23 protein-coding genes are annotated in these 24,142 nt (G+C 73.3%); 12 read left to right on the top strand and 11 right to left on the bottom strand.

Annotated elements, in window-relative coordinates; translation table 11 throughout:
* Window positions 1-5 precede the first annotated feature (5 nt).
* From ACIQUT_RS29365 to ACIQUT_RS29350, 4 genes are all read left to right on the top strand, one after another.
* Window positions 6-641: a hypothetical protein gene (locus ACIQUT_RS29365; protein ID WP_403567145.1), complete on the top strand. Its 636-nt coding sequence runs from the start codon at window positions 6-8 to the stop codon at window positions 639-641.
* Window positions 642-678: 37 nt separating this feature from the next.
* Entirely contained in the window at window positions 679-1,386 is a 708-nt protein-coding gene (cseB, locus tag ACIQUT_RS29360) for a two-component system response regulator CseB (RefSeq protein WP_403567144.1), read from the top strand.
* Window positions 1,383-2,693 carry a two-component system sensor histidine kinase CseC gene (cseC, locus tag ACIQUT_RS29355; RefSeq protein ID WP_403567142.1) on the top strand — a complete coding sequence of 437 codons (1,311 nt, stop codon included), beginning with the start codon at window positions 1,383-1,385 and terminating at the stop codon, window positions 2,691-2,693. The genes cseB and cseC overlap by 4 nt, the downstream gene beginning before the upstream one ends.
* Before the next feature lie 483 nt (window positions 2,694-3,176).
* On the top strand, window positions 3,177-4,640 hold the full coding sequence (locus ACIQUT_RS29350; protein ID WP_403567140.1) for a LamG-like jellyroll fold domain-containing protein: 1,464 nt from the start codon (window positions 3,177-3,179) through the stop codon (window positions 4,638-4,640).
* Window positions 4,641-4,746: 106 nt separating this feature from the next.
* On the opposite strand, the gene ACIQUT_RS29345 is transcribed toward ACIQUT_RS29350, so the two are convergent.
* Together ACIQUT_RS29345 and ACIQUT_RS29340 are read right to left on the bottom strand one after the other, a co-directional pair.
* On the bottom strand, window positions 4,747-5,331 hold the full coding sequence (locus ACIQUT_RS29345) for a M23 family metallopeptidase (protein ID WP_403567139.1): 585 nt from the start codon (window positions 5,329-5,331) through the stop codon (window positions 4,747-4,749).
* 620 nt (window positions 5,332-5,951) lie between these two features.
* Window positions 5,952-8,474 carry an ATP-dependent Clp protease ATP-binding subunit gene (locus ACIQUT_RS29340; protein ID WP_360639996.1) on the bottom strand — a complete coding sequence of 841 codons (2,523 nt, stop codon included), beginning with the start codon at window positions 8,472-8,474 and terminating at the stop codon, window positions 5,952-5,954.
* A 450-nt stretch (window positions 8,475-8,924) separates the two neighbouring features.
* On the opposite strand from ACIQUT_RS29340, the gene ACIQUT_RS29335 reads away from it, so the two are divergent.
* The gene (locus ACIQUT_RS29335; protein ID WP_403567137.1) at window positions 8,925-9,503 is read left to right on the top strand and encodes an SCO3374 family protein; all 579 of its coding nucleotides are present in this window, start codon (window positions 8,925-8,927) and stop codon (window positions 9,501-9,503) included.
* Here ACIQUT_RS29335 and ACIQUT_RS29330 read toward each other — a convergent pair.
* The 7 genes from ACIQUT_RS29330 to ACIQUT_RS29300 form a co-directional block, all read right to left on the bottom strand.
* Window positions 9,482-9,820, bottom strand: a complete 339-nt coding sequence (locus tag ACIQUT_RS29330; protein ID WP_403567135.1) for an Lsr2 family protein — start codon at window positions 9,818-9,820, stop codon at window positions 9,482-9,484. The genes ACIQUT_RS29335 and ACIQUT_RS29330 overlap by 22 nt on opposite strands.
* A gap of 164 nt (window positions 9,821-9,984) precedes the next feature.
* The gene (locus ACIQUT_RS29325; RefSeq protein WP_403567134.1) at window positions 9,985-10,515 is read right to left on the bottom strand and encodes an amino-acid N-acetyltransferase; all 531 of its coding nucleotides are present in this window, start codon (window positions 10,513-10,515) and stop codon (window positions 9,985-9,987) included.
* A gap of 9 nt (window positions 10,516-10,524) precedes the next feature.
* A complete protein-coding gene (locus ACIQUT_RS29320; protein WP_403567133.1) occupies window positions 10,525-11,049 on the bottom strand; it encodes a BlaI/MecI/CopY family transcriptional regulator in 525 nt (174 codons plus the stop codon).
* A gap of 110 nt (window positions 11,050-11,159) precedes the next feature.
* Entirely contained in the window at window positions 11,160-11,333 is a 174-nt protein-coding gene (locus ACIQUT_RS29315; RefSeq protein WP_403567131.1) for a hypothetical protein, read from the bottom strand.
* 152 nt (window positions 11,334-11,485) lie between these two features.
* Window positions 11,486-12,088, bottom strand: a complete 603-nt coding sequence (locus ACIQUT_RS29310; protein ID WP_403567129.1) for a hypothetical protein — start codon at window positions 12,086-12,088, stop codon at window positions 11,486-11,488.
* Between the two features lie 84 nt (window positions 12,089-12,172).
* A complete protein-coding gene (locus tag ACIQUT_RS29305) occupies window positions 12,173-12,358 on the bottom strand; it encodes a DUF397 domain-containing protein (RefSeq protein ID WP_403567127.1) in 186 nt (61 codons plus the stop codon).
* Window positions 12,359-12,811: 453 nt separating this feature from the next.
* Complete coding sequence (locus ACIQUT_RS29300; RefSeq protein ID WP_403567125.1) at window positions 12,812-13,927, bottom strand: threonine aldolase family protein; 1,116 nt, start codon at window positions 13,925-13,927, stop codon at window positions 12,812-12,814.
* 167 nt (window positions 13,928-14,094) lie between these two features.
* Between ACIQUT_RS29300 and ACIQUT_RS29295 the strand changes: the two genes are divergently transcribed.
* Genes ACIQUT_RS29295 through ACIQUT_RS29275 form a run of 5 tightly spaced genes read left to right on the top strand, consistent with a single transcriptional unit; the run spans window position 14,095 to window position 19,623 of the window.
* Window positions 14,095-15,090 carry a Rossmann-like and DUF2520 domain-containing protein gene (locus ACIQUT_RS29295; protein WP_403567123.1) on the top strand — a complete coding sequence of 332 codons (996 nt, stop codon included), beginning with the start codon at window positions 14,095-14,097 and terminating at the stop codon, window positions 15,088-15,090.
* The gene (gene panC, locus ACIQUT_RS29290; protein ID WP_403567121.1) at window positions 15,087-16,103 is read left to right on the top strand and encodes a pantoate--beta-alanine ligase; all 1,017 of its coding nucleotides are present in this window, start codon (window positions 15,087-15,089) and stop codon (window positions 16,101-16,103) included. Before ACIQUT_RS29295 ends, panC begins: the two co-directional genes overlap by 4 nt.
* Entirely contained in the window at window positions 16,100-17,833 is a 1,734-nt protein-coding gene (locus tag ACIQUT_RS29285) for an L-aspartate oxidase (protein ID WP_403567119.1), read from the top strand. Before panC ends, ACIQUT_RS29285 begins: the two co-directional genes overlap by 4 nt.
* Window positions 17,830-18,810 (top strand): carboxylating nicotinate-nucleotide diphosphorylase, encoded by a 981-nt coding sequence (gene nadC, locus ACIQUT_RS29280; RefSeq protein ID WP_403567117.1) that lies wholly within the window; start codon window positions 17,830-17,832, stop codon window positions 18,808-18,810. The genes ACIQUT_RS29285 and nadC overlap by 4 nt, the downstream gene beginning before the upstream one ends.
* Window positions 18,811-18,813: 3 nt before the next feature.
* Window positions 18,814-19,623: a type III pantothenate kinase gene (locus ACIQUT_RS29275; protein WP_403567115.1), complete on the top strand. Its 810-nt coding sequence runs from the start codon at window positions 18,814-18,816 to the stop codon at window positions 19,621-19,623.
* Window positions 19,624-19,735: 112 nt separating this feature from the next.
* Here ACIQUT_RS29275 and ACIQUT_RS29270 read toward each other — a convergent pair whose 3' ends face one another.
* Complete coding sequence (locus tag ACIQUT_RS29270) at window positions 19,736-19,945, bottom strand: hypothetical protein (RefSeq protein ID WP_403567113.1); 210 nt, start codon at window positions 19,943-19,945, stop codon at window positions 19,736-19,738.
* 179 nt (window positions 19,946-20,124) lie between these two features.
* Here ACIQUT_RS29270 and ACIQUT_RS29265 point away from each other — a divergent pair, with 179 nt between their 5' ends.
* Window positions 20,125-21,246: a DUF5937 family protein gene (locus ACIQUT_RS29265; RefSeq protein WP_403567111.1), complete on the top strand. Its 1,122-nt coding sequence runs from the start codon at window positions 20,125-20,127 to the stop codon at window positions 21,244-21,246.
* A gap of 174 nt (window positions 21,247-21,420) precedes the next feature.
* Window positions 21,421-22,971: a M28 family metallopeptidase gene (locus tag ACIQUT_RS29260; protein ID WP_403567109.1), complete on the top strand. Its 1,551-nt coding sequence runs from the start codon at window positions 21,421-21,423 to the stop codon at window positions 22,969-22,971.
* Window positions 22,972-23,067: 96 nt separating this feature from the next.
* Here the strand turns inward: ACIQUT_RS29260 and ACIQUT_RS29255 are convergent, their stop codons facing one another.
* Window positions 23,068-24,039 (bottom strand): SAM-dependent methyltransferase, encoded by a 972-nt coding sequence (locus tag ACIQUT_RS29255; protein ID WP_403567107.1) that lies wholly within the window; start codon window positions 24,037-24,039, stop codon window positions 23,068-23,070.
* Window positions 24,040-24,142: the final 103 nt, after the last annotated feature.

The following is a 24,142-nucleotide window of genomic DNA, read 5'->3' as shown; positions in this document are numbered from 1 at the left end:
TATTGATGTCGGCGGGGACGGTCGTCCTCGTCGGCACTGTGCTGTTCGCGGCCGGTTGCTCCCCGACCGGGACCGGACTGCGCGACGGCGGGCCCGCCCGCAGCGATGCGGCGGCCAGGAGCGGGGCGCCGTCCTCCCCCGCCGAACCCGCCCCGATCCGGACGGCCCCCTCGGGCAAGCCGGAGCGGAGGATCGACCCGGTCGCGCTGCTGAAGGCGGACCCACGGGTCAGTGCCGAGGTCAAACGGGACCTCAAGCCGTGCACGGGCAAGGAGTACCCCGTCGACGTGAGCTACGGGAAGATCACCGGCGGCTCCGTGACCGACATCGTGATCAACGTGCTGTCCTGCGCGGATGCGCTGGGGCGGGGCTCGTACGTGTACCGGGCGGAGGGCGGGACGTACGAGAATGTGTTCTCGGACGAGCAGCCGCCCGTCTACGCGGAGATCGACCGGGGCGACCTGGTCGTCACCAAGCCCGTCTACGGCAAGAGCGACGCCCTCGCCTACCCGTCGGGCGAGGACGTGATCACGTACCGGTGGAACGGCGGGAAGTTCACCGAGCAGGACCGCGTCCACACCGACTACAGCAACATCGACGGCGGAGGCCAGCCCGCGCCGGCGATCAGCCAGAAGAACTGACCCACCCGCAGCGAAGGAACCGAGGCGAGGCTTGCGCATGGCCGAGACCCATGTCCTGTTCGTGGAGGACGACGACGTCATCCGCGAGGCCACCACCCTGGCGCTCGAACGCGACGGGTTCACGGTCACGGCCATGCCCGACGGCCTGTCCGGCCTGGAGTCCTTCCGGGCCGACCGGCCCGACATCGCCCTGCTCGACGTGATGGTGCCCGGCATGGACGGCGTGAGCCTGTGCCGCCGGATCCGCGACGAGTCCACCGTCCCGGTGATCATGCTGTCGGCGCGCGCCGACTCCATCGACGTGGTCCTCGGCCTGGAGGCGGGCGCCGACGACTACGTCACCAAGCCCTTCGACGGCGCCGTCCTCGTCGCCCGGATCCGCGCCGTGCTGCGCCGCTTCGGCCACGCCGGCGGCGCGAACGGCGCCGGCGCGGGCGGCGGGGACGGATCCGCCGAGCGCGGCCTGCTGGCCTTCGGCGACCTGGAGGTCGACACCGAGGGCATGGAGGTGCGCAGGGCCGGGGCACCGGTGGCGCTGACGCCGACCGAGATGCGCCTGCTGCTGGAGTTCTCCTCGGCGCCGGGCACCGTGCTCTCCCGCGACCGGCTGCTGGAGCGCGTCTGGGACTACGACTGGGGCGGTGACACCCGCGTCGTGGACGTCCACGTGCAGCGGCTGCGCACCAAGATCGGGCAGGACCGGATCGAAACGGTCCGCGGCTTCGGATACAAGCTCAAGGGATGAGACGCTTCACCTTCCGTACGGGGATCCGCTGGAAGATCGCCGCCGCCATCGCCGCCGTCGCCGCGCTCGTCGTGGTCGCGCTGAGCCTGGTGGTGCACAGCGGTGCCCGCACCTCGATGCTGAACAGCGCCCGCGAGGTCCAGCTCGACCGGGTGCAGTTCATCTCCCGCAACGTCGACGTCGGGCGCAAGCCGCCCATGGGTGCCAAGGTCAACGATCCCGACCTGCCCGCCGAACTCCGGGAGAAGGCCCGGTCCGGGCGGCGCGGCACCTACATCCAGGAATCCCCCAAGGGGCCCGAGGTGTGGGCCGCGGTACCGCTGGGCAACGGGGCGGTGCTGTCCCTGCACACCACGTTCAAGGAGAGCGCCAAGCTGGTGCGCGACCTCGACCAGGCCCTGGTCGTCGGATCGCTGACCGCCGTCGTCGCCGGCGCGGCCCTCGGCGTCCTCATCGGCGGGCAGATCTCCAGCCGGCTGCGCAAGGCCGCGGCCGCCGCCCAGCGGGTGGCGCACGGCGACCCGGACGTACGGGTCCGGGACGCGGTCGGCGGTGTCGTACGGGACGAGACCGACGACCTCGCGCGGGCCGTCGACGCCATGGCCGACGCGCTCCAGCAGCGGCTGGAGGCCGAACGGCGGGTCACCGCGGACATCGCACACGAGCTGCGGACCCCGGTGACGGGCCTGCTCACGGCCGCGGAGCTGCTGCCTCCGGGGCGGCCGACAGAACTGGTCCGCGACCGCGCCCAGGCCATGCGGGCACTGGTCGAGGACGTACTGGAGGTGGCCCGGCTCGACAGCGCGTCGGAGCGGGCCGAACTCCAGGACGTGGCGCTGGGCGAGTTCGTGAGCCGCCGGGTGACCGCGCTGATGCCGGAGGCATCGGTCCGGGTCGTCGCGGACGAGATCGTCAGCACCGACCCGCGGCGGCTGGAGCGGATCCTGGGCAACCTGCTCGCGAACGCCGCCCGCTACGGGCAGCCCCCGGTCCAGGTCGACATCGAAGGCCGCGTCCTGCGGGTCCGGGACCACGGGCCCGGCTTCCCCGAAGACCTGCTGCGGGAAGGGCCGAGCCGGTTCCGGACCGGGTCCACCGACCGGGCCGGGGTGGGCCACGGGCTGGGGCTCACCATCGCGGAGGGCCAGGCGCGGGTCCTGGGCGCCCGGCTGACCTTCCGCAACGTGGCCGCGCCGAGCGGCGCGGACCGCGAGGGGGCGGCGGCGGGCGCGGTGGCCGTGCTGTGGCTGCCGGAGCACGCGCCGACGGCCACGGGCAGCTTCCCGATCATCCAGCTGCCGGGCTGAGCGGGGCGCTCCGCGGGGATCCTGTGAGCCCCTGAGCGGGAGCCGCTCGCCCGGGCATGCCCCGCCGACCGGGCAGGGCCGCCCAGGGGCGCGGGGAACCGCGCGCTCAGCCCCGCACGGCCCGCACCGTGTGGCGGCGGGGTGGTCGGAAGGCCCACGGCCCGGGGGCCACCCCGCCGCTGTTCGGCTACGGGTGGTCGGTGGCTGCCCGCGCAGTTCCCCGCGCCCCTGAAGAGCGGGACACCCCCGCTCGGCAGCGCGCGGCCCACCAGAGCCCCAAGCCCCTGCCTGGCCGCCGTCCACCGACCGGGCAGGGCCGCCCAGGGGCGCGGGGAACCGCGCGCTCAGCCCCGCACGGCCCGCACCCCTCTGGCGGGCGGGACGGCCCCGCGCGGCCGCGCAGGCGCTGCGCGGGCCGGCAGGGGCATGCCGAGAAGGACCGGGTCGTTCGTATGTACGGACCGGTGTTCTAGCATCCGTGGCATGACCGACGGCAAGAATCCCCCGAGCACCCCGCAGCCCGAGCCCGCCCCGGGGAACGGCTACGGATTCCCGCCGGTACCGCCGGCCCCCGGCGGCTACGGCTACCCGGGCACCGCCCCGGCCCCGGGCAGCCCGCAGGCCCCCGTCGGCGCCTTCGGCCCCCCGCCCACCGTCCCCGGCCCGCCGGCCGCTCCCGGCCAGCCCGGCGGCGGCTACGGCTTCCCGCAGCAGGCGGGAGCTCCGGGGGGTCCCGGCGCGCCCGGTCAGCCCGCGGCGCCCGGCCAGCCCGGCGGCCACGGCTTCCCGGGGCAGGCGGGAGCTCCGGGCGCACCCGGTGCTCCGGCAGTCCCGGGCACGCCTGCGGCTCCGGGGGGTCCCGGCGCTCCGGGGGCTCCGGGCGCGCCTGCGGGTCCGGGGGCGGGTCCGTATCAACCGGGTGGGGGTCCTGCTCCGTTCCAGCAGAACGCCGCCGTCCCGCCCGCGCAGTGGCCGCCGGCCGGGCTGCCCGTCCAGGACGCCCCGGGGCCCGGGCCGTTCCCGCCGCTGCAGTCCGAGCAGCCCGACTGGGAGGCGATGGCCGACCGCTCCGCGGCCGAGCGGCGCAAGAAGCGGCTGTGGATGATCGGCGGCGGGGTGACCGTACTGGCGCTGCTCGCCGGCGGTGGAACGTTCCTGCTCATGGGCGGGAACGACAAGGGCAGCGACGACGCCGGCGGCGACCCCTCGCCCTCCACCTCGGCCTCGGCCTCGCCCTCCCCCAGCGGCTCCAAGAGCAAGGCTCCGGTCGACAACACGCCGACCGTCAAGGACGACCCCACCAAGATCCGGGACCGCGCCGGCAAGGCTCCGCTGAAGATGGGCGCCGACGCCGGGGTCTTCCCCATCGACAAGCGGTTCGAGCTCCGCACCAAGGGCAACGAGAACTCGTACGCCGAGGCCGAGAGCCAGATCGTGGACACGTCCAAGAGCTTCACCGTCTCGGCCCGGGTGTGGAGCCGCTCGGCGAAGGGCCGGCAGATGGCCGTCAGCCAGGGCGCCGAGAAGTCGTTCGCGTTCGAGCTGGGCCTGGACCAGGTGAACGGCAAGCCGGCGTGGGTCTTCCGCGTGCAGACCGGCGATCAGGGCGCCGAGTCCACCGTCGTCACCGTCAGCGGCGAGAGCGCCAAGATGGAGAAGACCTTCGCCCAGCTGACCGCGACGTACGACGCCGAGCGCAAGCAGATCGCCCTGTACGTCAACGGCAAGAAGGCCGGGGAGAGCGCCGTCACCGGCGTCTTCCAGGCGCCGGGCCCGCTCCAGGTGGCCCGTGCCCGCCACGAGGACAAGTGGACCGCCGCGTGGAGCGGCGCCATGGACAGCATCCAGACCTACGATGCGCTGCTGTCGCCCGCCCAGATCGACACCCTCAAGGCCGGCCGGGTCGACGCGAAGACCAAGCCCTCGGGGGCGTGGCTGCTGTTCTGACACGCGGGGAACACGCGAGGAAGACGCGGAAAACACGCGAAGAACCGGCCCGCTCGGCGGGCCGGTTCTGCTGCCTGTCCGGATGGTCCCGGGTGGTCCGGGTGCGTCAGAGGGTGACGCCGGCGGCGCGCAGGAAGGCGACCGGGTTCACGGAGGAGCCGTAGTTCGGCGTGGTCCGGATCTCGAAGTGCAGGTGCGGGCCGGTGGAGTTGCCGGTGTTGCCGGACAGGCCGATCTGGGCGCCCTTGGCGACCTTCTGGCCGATCTTGACCTGGATCTTGGCCAGGTGCGCGTACTGCGAGTACGTGTTGTTGCCGTGCTTGACCACGATGGCGTTGCCGTAGGCCGGGCCGTCGCCGCCGCCGTTGGGGCCGGCCTTGACGACGGTGCCGGCGCTGACGGACGTGACCGCGGTGCCGACGGGGACGGCGAAGTCCTGGCCGGAGTGCTTGGCGGACCAGAGGTTGCCGCCCTTGCCGTACGTCGCGGAAAGCGTGTAGGCGGCGAGGGGCTTCTGCCAGGCGCCGGCCTTGGCCGAGGCGGCCGAGGTGGAGGACTGTGCGGCGGGCAGGGCGGCGGGGGTGGCGGCGAAGGCGGCAGTGGCGCCGGCCCCGAGGGCCAGGGTCGCACCGAGGGCGGTGGCGCCGATGGCGAGGCGGGTACGACGGGTGCTGATGCGCTTCGCGGACATGTAGGAGACCTCCGGGGCCGGGGACGGGGCAGTCAGGCAGTGAGCGAGCCCGGCACCGCGAGCGGCGGTGTGCCGGGCTTGCCCAACCTTGGTAACCCGCGTCCTGCGACATCCCCAAACGTCCCGATTACTACGGCGGCTCGTAGGGGAGGGGGGTGTGGCGCACCTGCTTGACCGGCCTCTTCCTGGGTGAACATGGGGGACAAATCGGATATCGGATCTACGAAAGGTGGTAGGAGGTCCGATTTGCCCTGTGCGGCTTGTCACCGCCCCAGGGCCCCCGCGGCCCCGTTCCGGGCCCGAAGTCCTGCATCCCGCAGAGCCGCGCAGACCCCCGCAGCCCTCCCCCCGGAGCCCTCGGATCCCTCCCCCGCAGCCCGCGGACGGCCGCCTCCCCGGCCCCCACTGCCGTACGTACGCCTCCCCCGGCCCCACTGCCGTACGACGGCTCCCGCCACCCCCGCCGTACGGCCCGCAGGCGCCCCGCGGTGCGGGCCCCGCAGGATCCCCGCCCCGGGCCGCAAGGGGCCTTGCACGCACGAGGGGCGGCCCCGGAACCGTGTGTGGTTCCGGGGCCGCCCCTGGTGCCTGTGACGGCTGCCCGCGGTGCGGGCGGGCCGTCAGCCCTTGCTGAGGTCCGGGCCCGAGCCCGTGGCCTCGATCGGCGGGAGGTCCGGCAGGGCCGACTTCTCCTCGCCGCGGAAGGTGAACTTGACGTTCTCGCCCTCACCCTCCGTGCCGACGACCACGATGTGACCGGGGCGCAGCTCGCCGAAGAGGATCTTCTCCGACAGGATGTCCTCGATCTCGCGCTGGATCGTGCGGCGCAGCGGGCGCGCGCCCAGGATCGGGTCGTAGCCGCGCTTGGCCAGCAGGAGCTTGGCCTCGCCGCTGAGCTCGATGCCCATGTCGCGGTCCTTGAGGCGCTCGTCCACCTTGGCGATCATCAGGTCGACGATCTGGATGATGTCTTCCTGCGACAGCTGGTGGAAGACCACCGTGTCGTCGACACGGTTCAGGAACTCGGGGCGGAAGTGCTGCTTCAGCTCCTCGTTGACCTTGGCCTTCATGCGCTCGTAGCCGGTCTTGACGTCGCCCTGGGCGGCGAAGCCCAGGTTGAAGCCCTTCGAGATGTCCCGGGTGCCCAGGTTGGTCGTCATGATGATGACCGTGTTCTTGAAGTCCACGACCCGGCCCTGGGAGTCGGTCAGGCGGCCGTCCTCCAGGATCTGGAGAAGGGAATTGAAGATATCCGGGTGGGCCTTCTCGACCTCGTCGAAGAGGACGACGGAGAACGGCTTGCGGCGCACCTTCTCGGTGAGCTGGCCGCCCTCTTCGTAGCCCACGTAGCCGGGGGGCGAACCGAAGAGGCGGGAAACCGTGTGCTTCTCGCTGAACTCCGACATGTCGAGGGAGATCAGCGCGTCCTCGTCGCCGAAGAGGAATTCGGCGAGCGTCTTGGAGAGCTCGGTCTTACCGACACCGGACGGGCCGGCGAAGATGAACGAGCCACCCGGGCGCTTCGGGTCCTTCAGACCCGCACGGGTACGGCGGATCGCCTGGGAGAGCGCCTTGATGGCGTCCTTCTGGCCGATGACCCGCTTGTGGAGCTCGTCCTCCATGCGCAGCAGGCGCGAGGACTCCTCCTCGGTGAGCTTGAAGACGGGAATCCCGGTCGCGGTCGCGAGGACCTCGGCGATCAGCTCGCCGTCGACCTCGGCGACGACGTCCATGTCGCCGGCCTTCCATTCCTTCTCGCGCTTGGCCTTCGCGGCGAGGAGCTGCTTCTCCTTGTCGCGGAGGGAGGCCGCCTTCTCGAAGTCCTGGGAGTCGATGGCCGACTCCTTGTCCCGGCGCACGGCCGCGATCTTCTCGTCGAACTCGCGGAGGTCCGGCGGCGCGGTCATCCGGCGGATGCGCATCCGGGAGCCGGCCTCGTCGATCAGGTCGATCGCCTTGTCCGGCAGGAAGCGGTCCGAGATGTACCGGTCGGCCAGGGTGGCCGCCTGGACGAGGGCCTCGTCCGTGATGGAGACGCGGTGGTGGGCCTCGTAGCGGTCGCGCAGACCCTTGAGGATCTCGATCGTGTGCGGCAGCGACGGCTCGGCGACCTGGATGGGCTGGAAGCGGCGCTCCAGGGCCGCGTCCTTCTCCAGGTGCTTGCGGTACTCGTCGAGCGTGGTGGCACCGATGGTCTGGAGCTCACCGCGGGCCAGCATCGGCTTCAGGATCGAGGCCGCGTCGATCGCGCCTTCCGCGGCACCCGCACCGACCAGCGTGTGGAGCTCGTCGATGAACAGGATGATGTCGCCGCGGGTGCGGATCTCCTTCAGGACCTTCTTCAGGCGCTCCTCGAAGTCACCGCGGTAGCGGGAGCCGGCGACGAGCGCGCCCAGGTCGAGGGTGTAGAGGTGCTTGTCCTTGAGGGTCTCGGGCACCTCGCCCTTGACGATGGCCTGGGCCAGGCCCTCGACGACGGCGGTCTTGCCGACGCCGGGCTCGCCGATGAGGACCGGGTTGTTCTTGGTGCGGCGGGACAGCACCTGCATGACCCGCTCGATCTCCTTCTCGCGCCCGATGACCGGGTCGAGCTTGGATTCGCGGGCCGCCTGGGTGAGGTTGCGGCCGAACTGGTCCAGGACGAGCGAGGTCGAGGGGGTGCCCTCGGCCGGGCCGCCTGCCGTGGCCGACTCCTTGCCTCCGCCGGAGTAGCCGGAGAGCAGCTGGATGACCTGCTGCCGGACCCTGTTGAGATCGGCGCCCAGCTTGACCAGGACCTGGGCCGCGACACCCTCGCCCTCGCGGATCAGGCCCAGCAGGATGTGCTCGGTGCCGATGTAGTTGTGGCCGAGCTGGAGGGCCTCTCGGAGCGAGAGCTCCAGGACCTTCTTCGCCCGCGGGGTGAAGGGGATGTGGCCGGACGGGGCCTGCTGGCCCTGGCCGATGATCTCCTCAACCTGCTGGCGAACAGCCTCGAGCGAAATCCCGAGGCTCTCCAGGGCCTTAGCGGCGACACCCTCACCCTCGTGGATCAAGCCCAGGAGGATGTGCTCGGTGCCGATGTAGTTGTGGTTGAGCATCCGGGCTTCTTCCTGAGCCAGGACGACAACCCGCCGCGCGCGGTCGGTGAACCTCTCGAACATCGTTTATCGCTCCTCAGAGCGGTCGGGCAGTTCGGGGTCGGTCCCCGCCCTGTCCTTCCGCATGCTAGTCCCGCGGGGCGGGACAGCTCATTCCAACTGCCGACATCCGTCCGCGGCTCACCCCCATGTCAGTGGGGAAAACCGGCTGCAACAGCCGACAACTGCTCCAACCCGATGGTGCGAGACGATGTTCCCGCAGGCCAGGCAGATACCCGTCACAGGTGTACGCCGATGGCGAACGGAACCCGCTCAAATCAGCGTGTCGCCCCGATCCACTAGGAATGTCTTACCCGTAAGCACTGACGGTCCATGCGCTCGCCACCGGGTGACTCCGCTACGGGCGAACACGATTCGGTCCCGAATGTGGGACCCCACCCCCTGAAGCTTTACGTTCCGCATTGGCCGGAGTGCACAGCGTAACCCGGGAAGCCGTTCGGAGTTGCTCCTGTCATGGCTTTCACCGTTCCCCCGCCCCGCACCGCTCCGGAGGACTGCTGCGCGTCCTGGTACGAGGGGGTGCTGGGCTGGACCGTCGCGGGCGGGCCGCCCGCCCAGCTGGTCACCGGGACCCGGTTCGACGTGCTGGAGCTGCCGTCCGACGCGGGGGCGGAGCTGCTGCGGCGGCCGGTGGCCACCGGCCCGGTCGCCCTCATGGGCCGCAGGATGCGGTTCCTGGTGGCGGCGGGGTCCGCGGAGGAGCTGCCGGGGCTGCTCGACTGGCTGGAGTGGGGCGGGGTCGCCCTCGACCTCACCGCCCTGGGCGCCGGTGGCCGGATCACGGCTCCGGTTCCCCCGGGACGGGCCGCGGGGGGAAGTCCCCGGGGGGCCGCCGTGTGGCTGCGACCCCCCGAGCAGGGGTGTGAGGCGCTGCTGCCGGCCCTGCCCGGTCCTGGGCAGGGCGGCCTCGGCCTCCGGCCGGGTGCTGCGCCCGATCTCGTACGCCTGGTCGCCGCGGCGGCGACGGAATGCCACCGGGCGCGGCTGCGACGGCGTACGCCGGTACGGGATCAGCCCTTGGCGTTCTCGTAGGCCTCGCGGATTTCCGCCGGAACCCGACCGCGGTCGTTGACGTTCATCCCCTGGGCCTTGGCCCAGGCGCGGATCTCGGCGGTGTCCGGGTTGCCGGAGCTCACTGCAGCGCGGCCCTTGGCGCGGCCGGCGGCGGCACGGCCGCCGGTGCGGCGACCGCCCTTGGTGTACGGCTCGAGCAGACCACGGAGCGTTTCCGCGTTGGCGGTGGTGAGGTCGATCTCGTAGGTCTTGCCATCCAGAGCGAACGTCACGGTCTCGTCCGCCTCGCCACCGTCGAGGTCGTCGACAAGAAGGACCTGAACCTTCTGTGCCACCGGATTTCCTTTCATCGAAAAGCAGTACGCGGAAAGGAAACCGCCTTTCCCGGAAAAACACAAACCCCCCGGGAGAGGTTCAGGACCGCAGCGAGGAGGGAAACGTACGCGATTCGGACATAGGCCACAGGTGCGCGGAGCCCGGGAAAAGTCGGCGTGATCGTTCAGAGGTGCAGAAGCATCCGGCTGTTGCCCAAGGTGTTCGGCTTCACTCGTTCGAGACCGAGGAACTCGGCGACGCCCTCGTCATAGGAACGCAGGAGCTCCATGTACACATCGGTCTCGACCGGCGTCTCCCCGATCTCGACGAAGCCGTGCTTCGCGAAGAAGTCCACTTCGAAGGTGAGGCAGAAAACCCGGCGGACCCCCACGGCGCGGGCGGTGTCCAACAACTGCGCGAGCAGCTGATGGCCGACTCCCGCCCCCTTCAAGTCGAGGTCGACGGCGAGAGTGCGCACTTCGGCGAGGTCTTCCCACATCACGTGGAGTGCGCCGCAGCCCACCACCCGGCCGTCGGAGAGGCGTTCCGCGACCCAGAACTCCTGGATGCCCTCGTAAAGCGTGACCGGGGCTTTGTCGAGGAGGATCCGCTGCTGCACGTACTGGTCGAGCAGGCGGCGCAGTGCGCGGACATCGCCGGTACGGGCACGGCGGATCGTCACCGTTTTTGCTGGGGCAGCGGAAATCTCGGCCATGACGGGACGTTATCGCCCCGGGCCGGGGCGGTCGGCGGCGGAGTCCCCCTCGGTGCCCGAGGCCGCTTCGGGTGCGGCTTCGGGGGCCTGTCCGGCGGCTTCGGGGGCCTCGGGGGCCTGCCGGGGCGCGGGGCCGGGGGCCTGGTCGGCGGCCTGGTCGGCGGCCGACTCCTCGTCGTGCTGGACGATCCGGATGGCGTCGCGGAGCGCTTCGCGCTGTTCCGGGGACATCATCCCGAAGAAGGCCACCAGAGCCGCCGCGGGGCTGTCGCTCGTGGACCAGGCTTCGTTCATCAGTGCGGCCGAGTAGGCGGCACGGGTGGAGACCGCCGTATATCGATAGGCGCGGCCTTCGGCTTCCCGGCGGACCCAGCCCTTCTGATGGAGATTGTCCATAACGGTCATCACCGTGGTGTACGCGATGGACCGTTCCTGCTGGAGGTCTTCCAGGACTTCACGTACGGTGACCGGGCGGTTCCACTGCCACACCCGCGTCATGACCGCGTCTTCGAGTTCTCCCAAGGGGCGAGGCACACCAGCACGATAGTGCGGATTGTGGGGAATTGCCCGGCCATTCACGCGACACCGGGCAACAAAAACCGGGCGTACGGCCCGGAGGCCGTACGCCCGGAACAACCCGCCCGCTAAGGGCGGGGCTGCGCCTGCTGAGCCGCTTCGGCGCGGGAGAGGGCGGCGTCGACGGCCGCGTCCTCCTTCGCCTTGTTGGCGCCGCCCTGGCTCTTCACGATCGTCACGACGAGAGCGATGAAGAACGCAGCCATCACGAACGGGGGAACGAGCGCGGAAACGTAGTCCATGGCCCCAGCCTAAGCGCTCCGCGGGAGGGGCCGCGATGGGGTCCGGGCGCGGGTCCGGCGATCGCCTGCGGCCCGGCCGCGGCTGATCGCGCAGTTCCCCGCGCCCCTTCGGGCGCTGCCGAACTGCCGTCGACTTCCCCACGGCCGGTCGACTACCCGGCGGCCAGCCCGGCCGCCGGGGGCGGGGTCGGCTTCCGGCGCGGCGGGAACACCTCGCCGGGGGTCGGTACGGGCCGGTCCGGGCGCGGCGGGGTCTCCGGGGACGGCCGGGACGGCTGGGGGCGCGGCGGCTCCTTGGTGGAGTCCCTGCCGCCGGCCAGGGCCAGCAGCCGGGTCCGGGGCGGCGGGGCGGCCGGCAGCCGCCGGCGCAGCGCGCGCCCGGCAACGGCCTGGGCATGCTCCAGCAGGACCGCCGCGACCGGGTTGGCGCGCAGGGCGCGCAGGGCGGCGAGATCGTCCGGCGTGGGCTCGTAGCCGGCGGCCAGGGCGTCCTGGAGCAGCTCCAGGTAGCCGGAGAGGCTGCCGGGCAGGGCGCTGCGGTAGCGCGCGAGGTCGGCGAGGAGGAACGTTCTGAGCCGGCCCGCCTCCTGGACCGCTTCGTCCACCGACTGTGCGAGACGCAGGCAGTCCTGCACCTCGGGTGCCGTCAGGGGGGCCGTGGAGGACTGGAGGGCATGGGCGAGGGTGCGCCTGAGCACGCGCAGCTCGGCGGCGCTGAACGCCATGCCGCCGCGGGATCCGTAGGGCGTGGGCATGCGCCGAAGATACGCGCTAATCGGACAAAATCCCCTGATCGCCGTGATTCCGGCGCGGCGGAACGGCCGCGGGCCGGCGGCGGGTCAGCCGCGCTCCTTCACGGCGCGCAGGAAGTCGGCCCAGGCGGCCTGCGTGGTGGCCAGGACGAGGTGCGCCGGGTCTGCGCGGTCGGCCACGCGGACGAGGTGCCCGGGGGTGGCGAGCACGTAGACGCAGGCCTCCCCCTCACCGCAGTACGAGGACTTCTGCCACGCGGGGTCAGCGGTCATGGTGTCTCTCCTCCGATCGACGGGCTGGTGCTCCCGTGGTGGGACGGTAACCCCGCAGGGGCCCCTGGTCGGCCACTTCGGCCGAATCCGGTGCGTCGCACCCGGCGGGCCGGGGTGCCGTGGCGGCGGGCGGAACCACCCCGGAGCGGGCTGCGGAACGGCGTTCCGCGGTCGGCCGGTCCGGGCCGGGGAACGGCCCGGACCGGCCTGGAGATGGCCGAAACCGGGTCGCTCCGCGGGGAGTCCGGTCATGGCGCCGCGGGCCGGCGGGGGCCGGTCGCGCAGTTCCCCGCGCCCCTGCTGCGGGCCGGTGGGGGGCTGGTCGCGCAGTTCCCCGCGCCCCTGCGGGGCGCGCTGGAGGCGGGCAAGGTGAGGGGCTGGTCGCGCGGTTCCCCGCGCGCCTGCGGGGCGCTGGGGGGCTGGTTGTGTCGTTGTGCGTGGGCCTGCGGGGTGTCAGAGGCGGGTGAGGAAGGCGACGACGGCGTCGGCGGTGTCCTGGCCGGTCCAGGTCAGGCCGGGCTCGGCGACCGTCACCTCCGTCACCGCCAGGCCCGGCACGGGCGCCGGCTCCCAGCGGCGGAACAGGACGGTGCCCGTCTCCTCCGCCAGCCGGATCCCGGCGTCCGTCAGCCGGTCCGCCTCGTACGGCAGCCAGACCTGGAACTGGTGGGTGTGCGGCACCTCCGGGTGGATCCGGAACCAGGGCGTCCCGGCGGCCCGGAAGCCCTCCCTCAGCCCCTCCGCCACGACGCGCGCGTGCGCGACGTACGAGGGCAGCCGCGGCAGCTCCCGCTCCAGGCCGGCCAGGGCCGACAGGGCCTGCGGGAACTGGCGGAAGATCTGGCCGCCGTAGCGGTGGCGCCACACCTTCGCCTCGGCGATCAGCGCGGACGGGCCCGCGAGCGCCGCGCCGCTCAGCCCGCCCAGCGACTTGTAGAAGGACACGTACACCGAGTCGGCCAGGGCCGCGATCTCCGGCAGGGACCGGCCGAGGCGGGTCGTGGCCTCCCACAGCCGGGCCCCGTCGAAGTGGACGACCGCGTCCCGCTCCCGGGCCGCGCCGACGAGCTCCTCCAGCTCCTCCCAGGACGGCAGCAGGAAGCCCGCCTCGCGCAGCGGGAGCTCCAGCATCAGCGTGCCGAAGGGCTCGGCGAGGTCGGCGACCTCCTCGGCGGTGGGCTGGCGGGGCTCCCGGGTGGGGTGCACCGTGCGCAGGCCCGAGACCAGGGACAGGGCGCCGCCCTCCCATACCTCGGGGTGGCTCATCGGGTGCAGGGCGACGACCGGGTTCCCGGTGCGGCCCGCCCAGCAGCGCAGGGCGATCTGCTGGGCCATCGTGCCCGAGGGGAAGAAGGCGGCCCCCTCCGTGCCGAGGAGTTCGGCGACCCGCTCCTCCAGCCTGGCCACGACCCCGTCGCCGTAGATGTCGGCGGGCTCGTCGGGGTCGGGCGCGGCCAGTTCGGCGAGCAGTTCGCCGACCGTCGTCTCGCGCGCGCCGCCCCACAGTTTGCGCCCGGCCGAGCGCCCCGCCGCGACCAGCCGGTCCGTCCGCTCGATGTCATCGGTCATGGCCCAGATCATCGCCGATCACCTCGAAGGGGCACGGGGAACCGCGCGACCGGCCGCGACCGGGCCGCAGACGGCCGCCGGCCCATCGCGGCGCCTCCCGCGGAGCGCTTAGCATGGCGGCGTATCGTCCGGTACCCCCGCGGACTGGAACGGAAGGCCCGCCCCGCGTGAACGCACCCCATCAGACGGAACCCCGGGATCCGTCCGCCCGACCTGCCCGGCTCACCGTCGGCGTCGTCGGGGCCGGCCGGGTCGGCCCGGCCCTGGCGCGCGCCCTCCAGCAGGCGGGGCACCGCCCGGTCGCCGTGTCCGGCGTCTCGGACGCCTCCCGCCGCCGCGCCGAGCGGATGCTGCCCGATGTGCCGCTCGTCCCGCCCGCGCAGGTGCTGGAGCTGGCCGACCTGGTGCTGCTGACCGTGCCCGACGACGCCCTGCCGGGCCTCGTACAGGGCCTCGCCGACACCGGCGCGGTCCGGCCCGGGCAGCTGCTCGTGCACACCTCGGGTCGGTACGGGGCCTCCGTGCTGGACCCGGCCCGCCGGGCGGGCGCGCTGCCGCTGGCCCTGCACCCCGCGATGACGTTCACCGGCACCGAGGTCGACGTGCAGCGGCTCGCCGGCTGCTCCTTCGGCGTCACCGCCCCCGACGAGCTGCGGCTCGCGGCCGAGGCCCTGGTCATCGAGATGGGCGGGGAGCCCGAGTGGATCGCGGAGGCGAACCGCCCGCTCTACCACGCCGCCCTCGCCCTCGGCGCGAACCACCTGGTCACGCTGGTGGCCCAGGCCATGGAGCTGCTGGCCAAGGCCGGTGTGGAGCACCCCGACCGGATGCTCGGCCCGCTGCTCGGCGCGGCCCTGGACAACGCCCTGCGCTCGGGGGACGCCGCGCTGACCGGGCCGGTGGCCCGCGGCGACGCCGGGACGGTCGCCGCGCACGTGGCGGAGCTGCGCCGGCACGCCCCGGGGACGCTCGCCGGGTACCTGGCGATGGCCCGGACGACCGCGGACCGGGCCCTGGCGCACGGGCTGCTCAAGCCCGAGCTGGCCGAGGACCTGCTGGGGGTCCTCGCGGACGGCGCCGGCGCGGACACCGGTCCGGGCGCCGGTCCGGGCGGGCGAGACGTGAACGGCACCGAGGGACCCGAAGGGGGCAACGGCCGGTGAGCCACGACCTGCTGCTGATCGACACCGCGGAGAAGCTCGCGGAGCTGCCGCGCGCCGGCTCCGGGCCGCGCGCGGTCGTCATGACGATGGGCGCCCTCCACGAGGGGCACGCCACCCTGATCCGGTCGGCCCGGGAGCAGGCCGGGCCCGAGGGCCAGGTCGTCGTCACCGTCTTCGTCAACCCGCTGCAGTTCGGGGCGAACGAGGACCTCGACCGCTACCCGCGCACCCTCGACGCCGACCTGGAGCTGGCCCGCGGGGCGGGAGCGGACGCCGTGTTCGCCCCGGCCGTCGACGAGGTCTACCCCGGCGGGGACCCCCAGGTGCGGGTCAGCGCCGGCCCGATGGGCACCCGCCTGGAGGGCGCCACCCGGCCCGGGCACTTCGACGGCATGCTGACCGTCGTCGCCAAGCTGCTCCACCTCACCCGCCCCGACCTGGCCCTGTTCGGCCAGAAGGACGCGCAGCAGCTGGCGCTGATCCGGCGGATGGTGACCGACCTGAACTTCCCCGTCGAGGTGGTCGGCGTACCGACCGTCCGCGAGGAGGACGGGCTCGCGCTGTCCTCCCGCAACCGCTACCTCTCCGCCCCGGAGCGGCGCACCGCCCTGGCCCTGTCCCGCGCCCTGTTCGCGGGCCGCGACCGGCTCGCCGCGCAGGCCGCGCTGCGCGCCCGCGCCGAGGCGGCGCCCGCCAGCGACGAGCGGGCCACGGCCCTGGCCCGGCTGGGCGAGATCCGGGCCTCGGCCGACGCGCACGCCGTGTCGTCCGCGGCCGCCGCGGCGGGCACCGGCCTGCCGGACGCCGTACGGGCCGCGGCCCGGCACATCCTGGAGGAGGCGGGCCGGCACGAGCCGCCGCTGGTCCTGGACTACCTGGCGCTGGTGGACCCGCAGGACTTCACCGACGTCGGCCCCGGTTTCACCGGCCGGGCCGTGCTGGCCGTCGCCGCGAAGGTCGGCGCGACCCGGCTGATCGACAACATCCCATTGGAGTTCGGAGCACACTCGTGAGCACCCCAGGCACAGGTCCCGCCGGTACCGGCATACGGCTTCACGCGCCCGCCCCCGGCTGGGCCGTCGAGGCCGACGTCGTGGTCGTCGGCTCGGGCGTGGCGGGTCTGACGGCCGCGCTGCGCTGCGCCGCCGCGGGCCGCCGTACCGTCGTGGTCACCAAGGCCCGGCTCGACGACGGCTCCACCCGCTGGGCGCAGGGCGGGATCGCCGCCGCGCTCGGCGAGGGCGACACCCCCGGGCAGCACTTGGACGACACCCTGGTCGCGGGCGCCGGCCTGTGCGACGAGGAGGCCGTCCGGCTGCTGGTCACCGAGGGGCCCGACGCGGTGCGCCGGCTGATCGCCTCCGGTGCCGTCTTCGACACGTCCGCGGAGACCGGTGAGATCGCGCTGACCCGGGAGGGCGGCCACCACCGGCGGCGGATCGCGCACGCGGGCGGCGACGCCACCGGCGCCGAGATCTCCCGCGCGCTGGTCGAGGCCGTGCACGCGGCCGGCATCGAGACCGTCGAGAACGCGCTGGTCCTGGACCTGCTGCAGGACGCCGAGGGCCGCACGGCCGGTGTCACCCTGCACGTCATGGGCGAGGGCCAGCACGACGGGGTCGGCGCCGTCCACGCGCCCGCCGTGATCCTCGCGACCGGCGGCATGGGCCAGGTGTTCTCCGCGACCACCAACCCGTCGGTGTCCACCGGCGACGGGGTGGCGCTCGCGCTGCGCGCCGGGGCCGAGGTCTCCGACCTGGAGTTCGTCCAGTTCCACCCCACCGTCCTGTTCCTCGGCGCGGACGCCGAGGGGCAGCAGCCGCTGGTGTCGGAGGCGGTCCGCGGCGAGGGCGCCCACCTGGTCGACGCGGACGGCGTCCGCTTCATGGTCGGCGCGCACGAGCTGGCCGAGCTAGCCCCGCGCGACATCGTCGCCAAGGGCATCACGCGCCGCATGCAGGAGCAGGGCGCGCAGCACATGTACCTGGACGCCCGGCACTTCGGCGCCGAGATGTGGGAGCAGCGCTTCCCGACCATCCTGGCCGCCTGCCGGGCCCACGGCATCGACCCGGTGACCGAGCCGATCCCGGTCGCACCGGCGGCGCACTACGCGTCCGGCGGCGTCCGCACCGACCTGTCCGGCCGGACCACCGTGCCCGGCCTGTACGCGTGCGGCGAGGTCGCCTGCACCGGTGTGCACGGCGCGAACCGGCTGGCCTCCAACTCCCTGCTGGAGGGGCTGGTCTTCGCCGAGCGGATCGCCGAGGACATCGTGGCGAGCGCCCCGGCGGGCAGCGGCCCGGGCATACCGGTCCCCTCGACGGGCCCGCTGCAGCCCGCCGAGGCCCGCTACGAGGTCCAGCGCATCATGACGGAGGGCGCGGGCGTGCTCCGCTCCGCGGAGTCCCTGCGGGCGGCGGCCGCCGCCCTGGAGGACCTGTACGCCACCGCGCTCACCGCCCTGGAGACGAACGGCAAGACCGCCGTGCCGGGCACCGAGACGTGGGAGGCCACGAACCTGCTGTGCGTGGCCCGGGTCCTGGTCGCCGCGGCCCTGCGGCGCGAGGAGACCCGCGGCTGCCACTGGCGCGAGGACTTCCCCGACCGCGACGACGCCGCCTGGCGCCGCCACCTCGTCGTCAGGCTGTCCCGCACCGAGAAGCGGGCCCTCGTCGTCATCCCCACCGACTCCGCGGACCTCCCGTCCGTACAGCACCCCTTGAGCCAGGAGCAGGCATCGTGAGCACCCCCGAACTCCCCCTGATCGAGCAGAACGAAGGCGGCTGCGGCGACGACTGCGGCTGCGGCGACGGCGAGGAGAGCGGCCTGGACCCGGCCCTCGCCGGACTGCTGGCCGACGCGGGCCTCGACCCCGTCGAGGTCGAGGACATCGCCCACATGGCGCTGGCCGAGGACCTCGACGGCGGCGTGGACGTCACCACCGTCGCGACCGTGCCCGAGGACGCCGAGGCCGTGGCCGACTTCGTCGCCCGCGAGGACGGCGTCGTGGCCGGGCTGCGCGTCGTCGAGGCGGTCTTCTCCGTCGCGTGCAGCGAGGCCTTCGAGGTCGAGCGGCACGCCGAGGACGGCGACACCGTGAAGAAGGGCGACGTGCTGCTGTCGGTGCGGGCCCTGACCCGGGACCTGCTGACCGCCGAGCGCAGCGCGCTGAACATCCTGTGCCGGCTGTCGGGCATCGCGACGGCCACCCGCCGCTGGGCGGACGTGCTGGAGGGCACCAACGCCAAGGTCCGCGACACCCGCAAGACCACGCCGGGCCTGCGCTCGCTGGAGAAGTACGCGGTGCGCTGCGGCGGCGGCGTGAACCACCGCATGTCCCTGTCGGACGCGGCGCTGGTCAAGGACAACCACGTCGTCGCCGCCGGCGGGGTCGCGCAGGCGTTCCGGGCCGTGCGCGAGGCGTTCCCGGAGGTGCCGATCGAGGTCGAGGTCGACACCCTGCACCAGGCGCGCGAGGTCATGGACGCCGGCGCCGACCTGATCCTCCTCGACAACTTCACGCCGATGGACACCGAGGAGGCCGTGATCCTGAACAGGGAGCACAACAAGGGCCGGGCGATCCTGGAGTCCTCCGGCCGGCTGACCCTGGAGAACGCCCGGGCATACGCCGAGACGGGCGTGGACTTCCTTGCCGTCGGCGCGCTGACGCACTCCTCGCCGATCCTGGACATCGGGCTCGACCTGCGCGCGGCGGTGTAACCGGTGCTGCTCACCATCGACGTCGGCAACACCCACACCGTGCTCGGCCTGTTCGACGGTGACGAGATCGTCGAGCACTGGCGCATCTCCACCGACCCGCGCCGCACGGCCGACGAGATGGCCGTCCTGATGCAGGGCCTGATGGGCATGCACCCGATGCTCGGCAGCGAGCTGGGCGACGGCATCCACGGCATCGCGATCTGCTCGACGGTCCCGTCGGTGCTGCACGAGCTCCGCGAGGTGACGCGCCGCTACTACGGCGACGTCCCCTCGGTGCTCGTCGAGCCGGGCATCAAGACGGGCGTGCCGATCCTGATGGACAACCCGAAGGAGGTCGGCGCGGACCGCATCATCAACGCGGTCGCGGCCGTCGACCTCTACGGGGGCCCGGCGATCGTGGTCGACTTCGGTACGGCGACCACCTTCGACGCGGTGTCCGCGAAGGGCGAGTACGTCGGCGGTGTGATCGCCCCGGGCATAGAGATCTCGATGGAGGCCCTGGGCGTGCGCGGCGCGCAGCTCCGCAAGATCGAGCTGGCCCGGCCGCGGCACGTGATCGGCAAGTCCACGGTCGAGGCGATGCAGTCGGGCGTGGTGTACGGATTCGCGGGCCAGGTCGACGGGGTCGTCACCCGCATGGCCCGGGAACTGGCCGGCCCGCACGGCGATCCGGACGACGTCCGGGTCATCGCCACGGGCGGGCTGGCGCCGATGGTGCTCGGCGAGTCGTCGGTGATCGACGACCACGAGCCGTGGCTGACGCTGATCGGGCTGCGCCTGGTCTACGAGCGGAACGCGCCGAACTTCTCCTGAGCCGGCCGGCAGGGGCGCGGTCGGCGGCGCCGGTGCGGCTCGGCAGGGCCGGTGCGGCTCGGCAGGGTCTGGGTGCGGCCGGCAGGGCCGCGGTCGGCGGGGCCGGTGCGGCTCAGCAGGGCCTCGGGCGGCTCAGCAGGCGGCGCAGGGCCGCCCGCCACGGGCGGCGTGCCGTCCGGCCGTCCAGTACGGCCCGGAACTGCACGTAGCCCCGGGCCGCCCGCACCACGGCGACGTCGTCGCGGCCCGGCGGCGGGGGCATGGGGGCGCCCTGCTGGGACGCCCGGTACGTGTCGATGAGGTACTGCTCGATCGCTGTCATACGTCCACCCTGAGCCCTCCGGCGGCAGACCGCTCGTCGATTGACGCCGCTGGTCAATCGACGCTCTGACCAGCGGCGCAGCCCCCACTGCCGCCCTTCGGGGGACAGTCGGCGGCCCTGCGCCGCGCCGGTGGCCGCGGCACGCCCGGATCGGGGCCGGCGGCGGCCAGAATGGGCCGATGAGCGTCACCATCGACATCGCCGGGCTCCCCGACGAGCACATCTCCTTCGCCCCCTCGCCGCTCGCCGAGCTCTGCATGACCCTGCACGCGCTCTCGCAGCCCGCCCACCACCCCGGGCTCGCCTCCTGGACCGCCGCCACCGCCGCCGGGCTCGACCCCTGCCTCGCGGACCGGCTGCTGGAGGGCGACTTCATGTGGCGCTCCTCCTTCTCCGACATCTTCATGGCCTTCGCCGGCATCCCCGGCGGCACCGGGCGGCCCGCCGCGACCCTGGCCGAGGAGCTCGACGTACTCGACGCGCTGGACGACGAGCGGTTCGTGATGGCCGCCCTGGAGCACTGCTGGCTGGCGCTGTACAACGAGGGCGGCGGGCCCTCCCCGCTGACCGACGCGGGCGCCCGGGCCCGGGTGCTGGAGACGGCCGCCGCCCGCGGGCCAGGCCGGCTGGAGTTCTCGCTTCGGCTGCTGGACGACACCGCCGGCGTACGCGTCTGGATGCGCAGGCTCCTGGAGGACTGCGAGGAGGCCTTCTTCGCCGAGACCTGGCGGCGGATAGAACCCGAGCAGATCGCCGACGCCCGGCACAAGACCGAGGTGCTGCGCCGCAAGGGGCTGCCCGCCGCGCTGCAGGAGGTCTCCGCCGCGCTGAGCGTCGACGAGGCCCGCACCACCATCACCGCGGACAAGATGGTCAACGGCACCGCGACCGCGACCGATCGGGAGATAGGCGCCGGCCTCGTCTTCGTCCCGACGCACTTCGGCTGGCCGCACCTGCTCGTGCTGCACGCCCCCGGCTGGCGGCCGGTGGTCCACTACCCGGTCCGCAACCCCGAACTGCCGTCCTCCGGTTCGGTGGAGCTGCTCCGGCGGCGGATGGAGGCCCTGGCCCACCCGGTGCGGATGCTGCTGTGCCGGAGCCTGGCCCGCGCGCCGTACACGACGAGCGAGCTGGCGACCGTACTCGGGATCACCCCGCCGGAGGTGTCGCGGCACCTGTCCGCCCTGAAGAAGGCCGGACTGCTCCATACGCGGCGTCAGGGGCGGTATGCCCAGCACCAGTTGGATCTGGGCGTCGTTGCCCGGATCGGACCCGACTTCATCGAGGGCATCCTGCGCTAGCGGTGGCCGGTTCCTTACTGCGCAGATGCTCCGATATACGGAATTCACAAACCGGAATCAGCGAAAACACTGGCCAGATCCGCCTCCTCGTCTATAGCGTGCGTCCACCACTCCCCCCACGTACCGCGCATTGCCATCCGTCTGTCTGCTCGCACCTGTCGTGGAAGGACCTTCATGCCCTCACGCCGCATAGCCGCAGCGACCGCCGCCCTGGCCGCCGCAACCCTCGTCTCGCCGCTGCTCCTGGCCGGCCCGGCCGGCGCCACCAGCCCGCAGAGCGACGCAGCCCGGGCGGACGCACTGGCCAGGAAACTGGTCAAGGACTCGACCGGCAAAGGCGCCTACAACCACCTGAAGGTCTTCCAGTCCATCGCCGACTACAACAACGGCACCCGCGTGGCCGGATCCAAGGGCCACGTGCAGTCCGCCCAGTACGTCGAGGCGGTGCTGAAGAACGCCGGGTACAAGGTCTCGCGCAACGAGTTCGAGTTCACCTACGTCGAGACCATCGCCGAGACCCTGAAGGTCAACGGCGCGGGCGGCCGCGACGTGCCGATCCACCTGATGACGTACACCGCGAGCGGCCCCGAGTCCGGCGTCACGGCGCAGATCGCCCCGGCGCCCGTCGACGCCGACGGCACCAACGGCTGCGAGCCCGGCGACTTCGCCGCGGGCGCCTTCACCGGCAAGATCGCCCTGATCAAGCGCGGCGGCTGCACCTTCGCCGCCAAGCAGACCAACGCGGCCGCGGCCGGCGCCGTCGGCGCGATCATCTACAACAACACCGACGGCGCCCTCAACGGCACCCTCGGCGACCCGGCCGTCGGCAAGATCCCGACCGGCGGCATCACCCAGGCCGAGGGCCAGCGCCTCGCCGCCGACGCCGCCGCCGGCCCGGTCGAGGTCACCCTGGACATCCGCGAACTGCGGGAGCAGCGCAAGACGTTCAACGTCGTCGCGGAGACGCAGGGAGGCGACGAGAACAACACCGTCTTCCTCGGCGCCCACCTCGACTCGGTCGCGGGCGGGCCGGGCATCAACGACAACGGCTCGGGCTCGGCCGGCATCCTCCAGGTCGCGCAGCGCCTCGCGGGCGACCAGAAGAAGATCAAGAACAAGGTGAAGTTCGCCTGGTGGTCGGCCGAGGAGTTCGGCCTGCTCGGCTCCGAGGCGTACGTCGGCGGCCTGACCGAGGCGCAGAAGAAGCAGATCAAGCTGTACCTGAACTTCGACATGATCGGCTCGCCGAACCCGGCCTACTTCGTCTACGACGGCGACAACTCCGACGGCGTCGGCGCCGGCCCGGGCCCGGAGGGCTCCGCCCAGCTGGAGCGGGGGATCACCGACTTCCTCGACTCGAAGAACATCCCGCACGAGGGCACCGACTTCGACGGCCGCTCGGACTACGGGCCGTTCATCGAGGCCGGCATCCCGGCCGGCGGCACCTTCACCGGCGCCGAGGGCATCAAGACGGCGGCGCAGGCGGCGAAGTTCGGTGGGGAGGCCGGCAAGGCCTACGACCCGAACTACCACGCCAAGGGCGACGACCTGAAGAACATCGACCAGAAGGCGCTGGACATCAACGTGGACGTCATCGCGGACGCGGTCGGCCACTACGCCCACGACCTGGCGCCGCTGTCGAAGCCGGTGGTCTCGCAGCCGACCGGCGGCGGCTCGGGCAGCGGCGGCCTGCACGCCGGACACGGCAGTGAGGTGACCGAGTAACCGGGGTGACCGGGTAACCGGGGTGACCGGGTAACCGGGTGGCAGTCGCCTTCGGGCGGACGGAGGGGCCGGCGCTGCCGGCCCCTCCAGCACGTGTCAGTCCGGCCAGGCGGCCACGCCGACCGGCTGCACCAGCCAGCCGAAGTCGCCCAGCCCGCCGCGGGCGGTGAGCTCGGCCGCCTCCCCCGCCGAGGCGAGGGCGCGGACGTAGCCCGCCGGGTCCGAGGAGGCCAGCGCGAGCGGCGGCCGGGCGCCCGAGACGCCGAGCGCGGCCAGCGCCTCCCGCTGGGTCAGCAGCACCGCGCCCGGCCCGGCGCAGGAGTCCAGGGCCACGTGGGCGGTGACGTCGCAGCTGCCGTCCGGGACGGGGGCCACCTCCCGGCCCTCCCGGAAGCCGGCCAGCGTCCCGTACGCCGGCCGCGTCCCGCGGGTGTGGGCGTAGTCCACGGCCACCGCCAGCCCCCGCTCCAGGGTCGCGACGGCCGCGGCCCAGGCCTCGTCCCGCGGCCGCCCGATCTCGGCGCGGCCGGGCCCCGGCCACCACCGCTCCAGCCAGGCCCGGTCGGCGGCCTCCACCGCCGGGCCGCGGCTCTCGGTGCCGTCCGGCGCGACCAGCACGTAGTGCCCGTCCTGCGCGATGTCCAGGGGTACGTTGTCCAGCCACTCGTTGGCGAACAGCAGCCCCGCGGTCCCGGCCGGCGGTTCCGCCGCCCACCGGATCCGCGGGTCCAGGCCCTGCGGCCGCTCCGCCTTCTCCACCGCGTACGGGCGCACCCGCGCGGCCACCGGTTCCGGCAGGGCGGCGAGCACGCCGGCCAGCAGTTCCCCGCGCCCGGCCCCGACGTCGACCAGGTCCAGCCCCTCCGGGTGGCCGAGCTGCTCGTCCACCCGGAGCAGCAGCCGGGCCACGGCCCCCGCGTACAGCGGGGAGGCGTGCACGGAGGTGCGGAAGTGCCCGGCGGGGCCCGGGCCGCCGGGGCGGACGTAGAAGCCGCCGGGCCCGTACAGCGCGGCTTCCATCGCCGTACGCCAGCCGACCGGACCCCTGAGTTCGTCCTGAGTGCTCATCCCCCACACGTTAAGCTCGTCCTCCACCTTGCGGAGTACGGCCCCGGATCACGGATCGCACCTGTGGTTGACTCCAGCACCTATCTTCTTTGCCTACGCTGGG

Source organism: Streptomyces sp. NPDC090445 (assembly GCF_044769385.1).
In the GTDB taxonomy this organism is placed as follows: Bacteria; Actinomycetota; Actinomycetes; order Streptomycetales; family Streptomycetaceae; genus Streptomyces.
The sequence above is the reverse complement of the archived record's forward strand: the minus strand, read 5'-3'. Positions and strand labels throughout refer to the sequence as shown.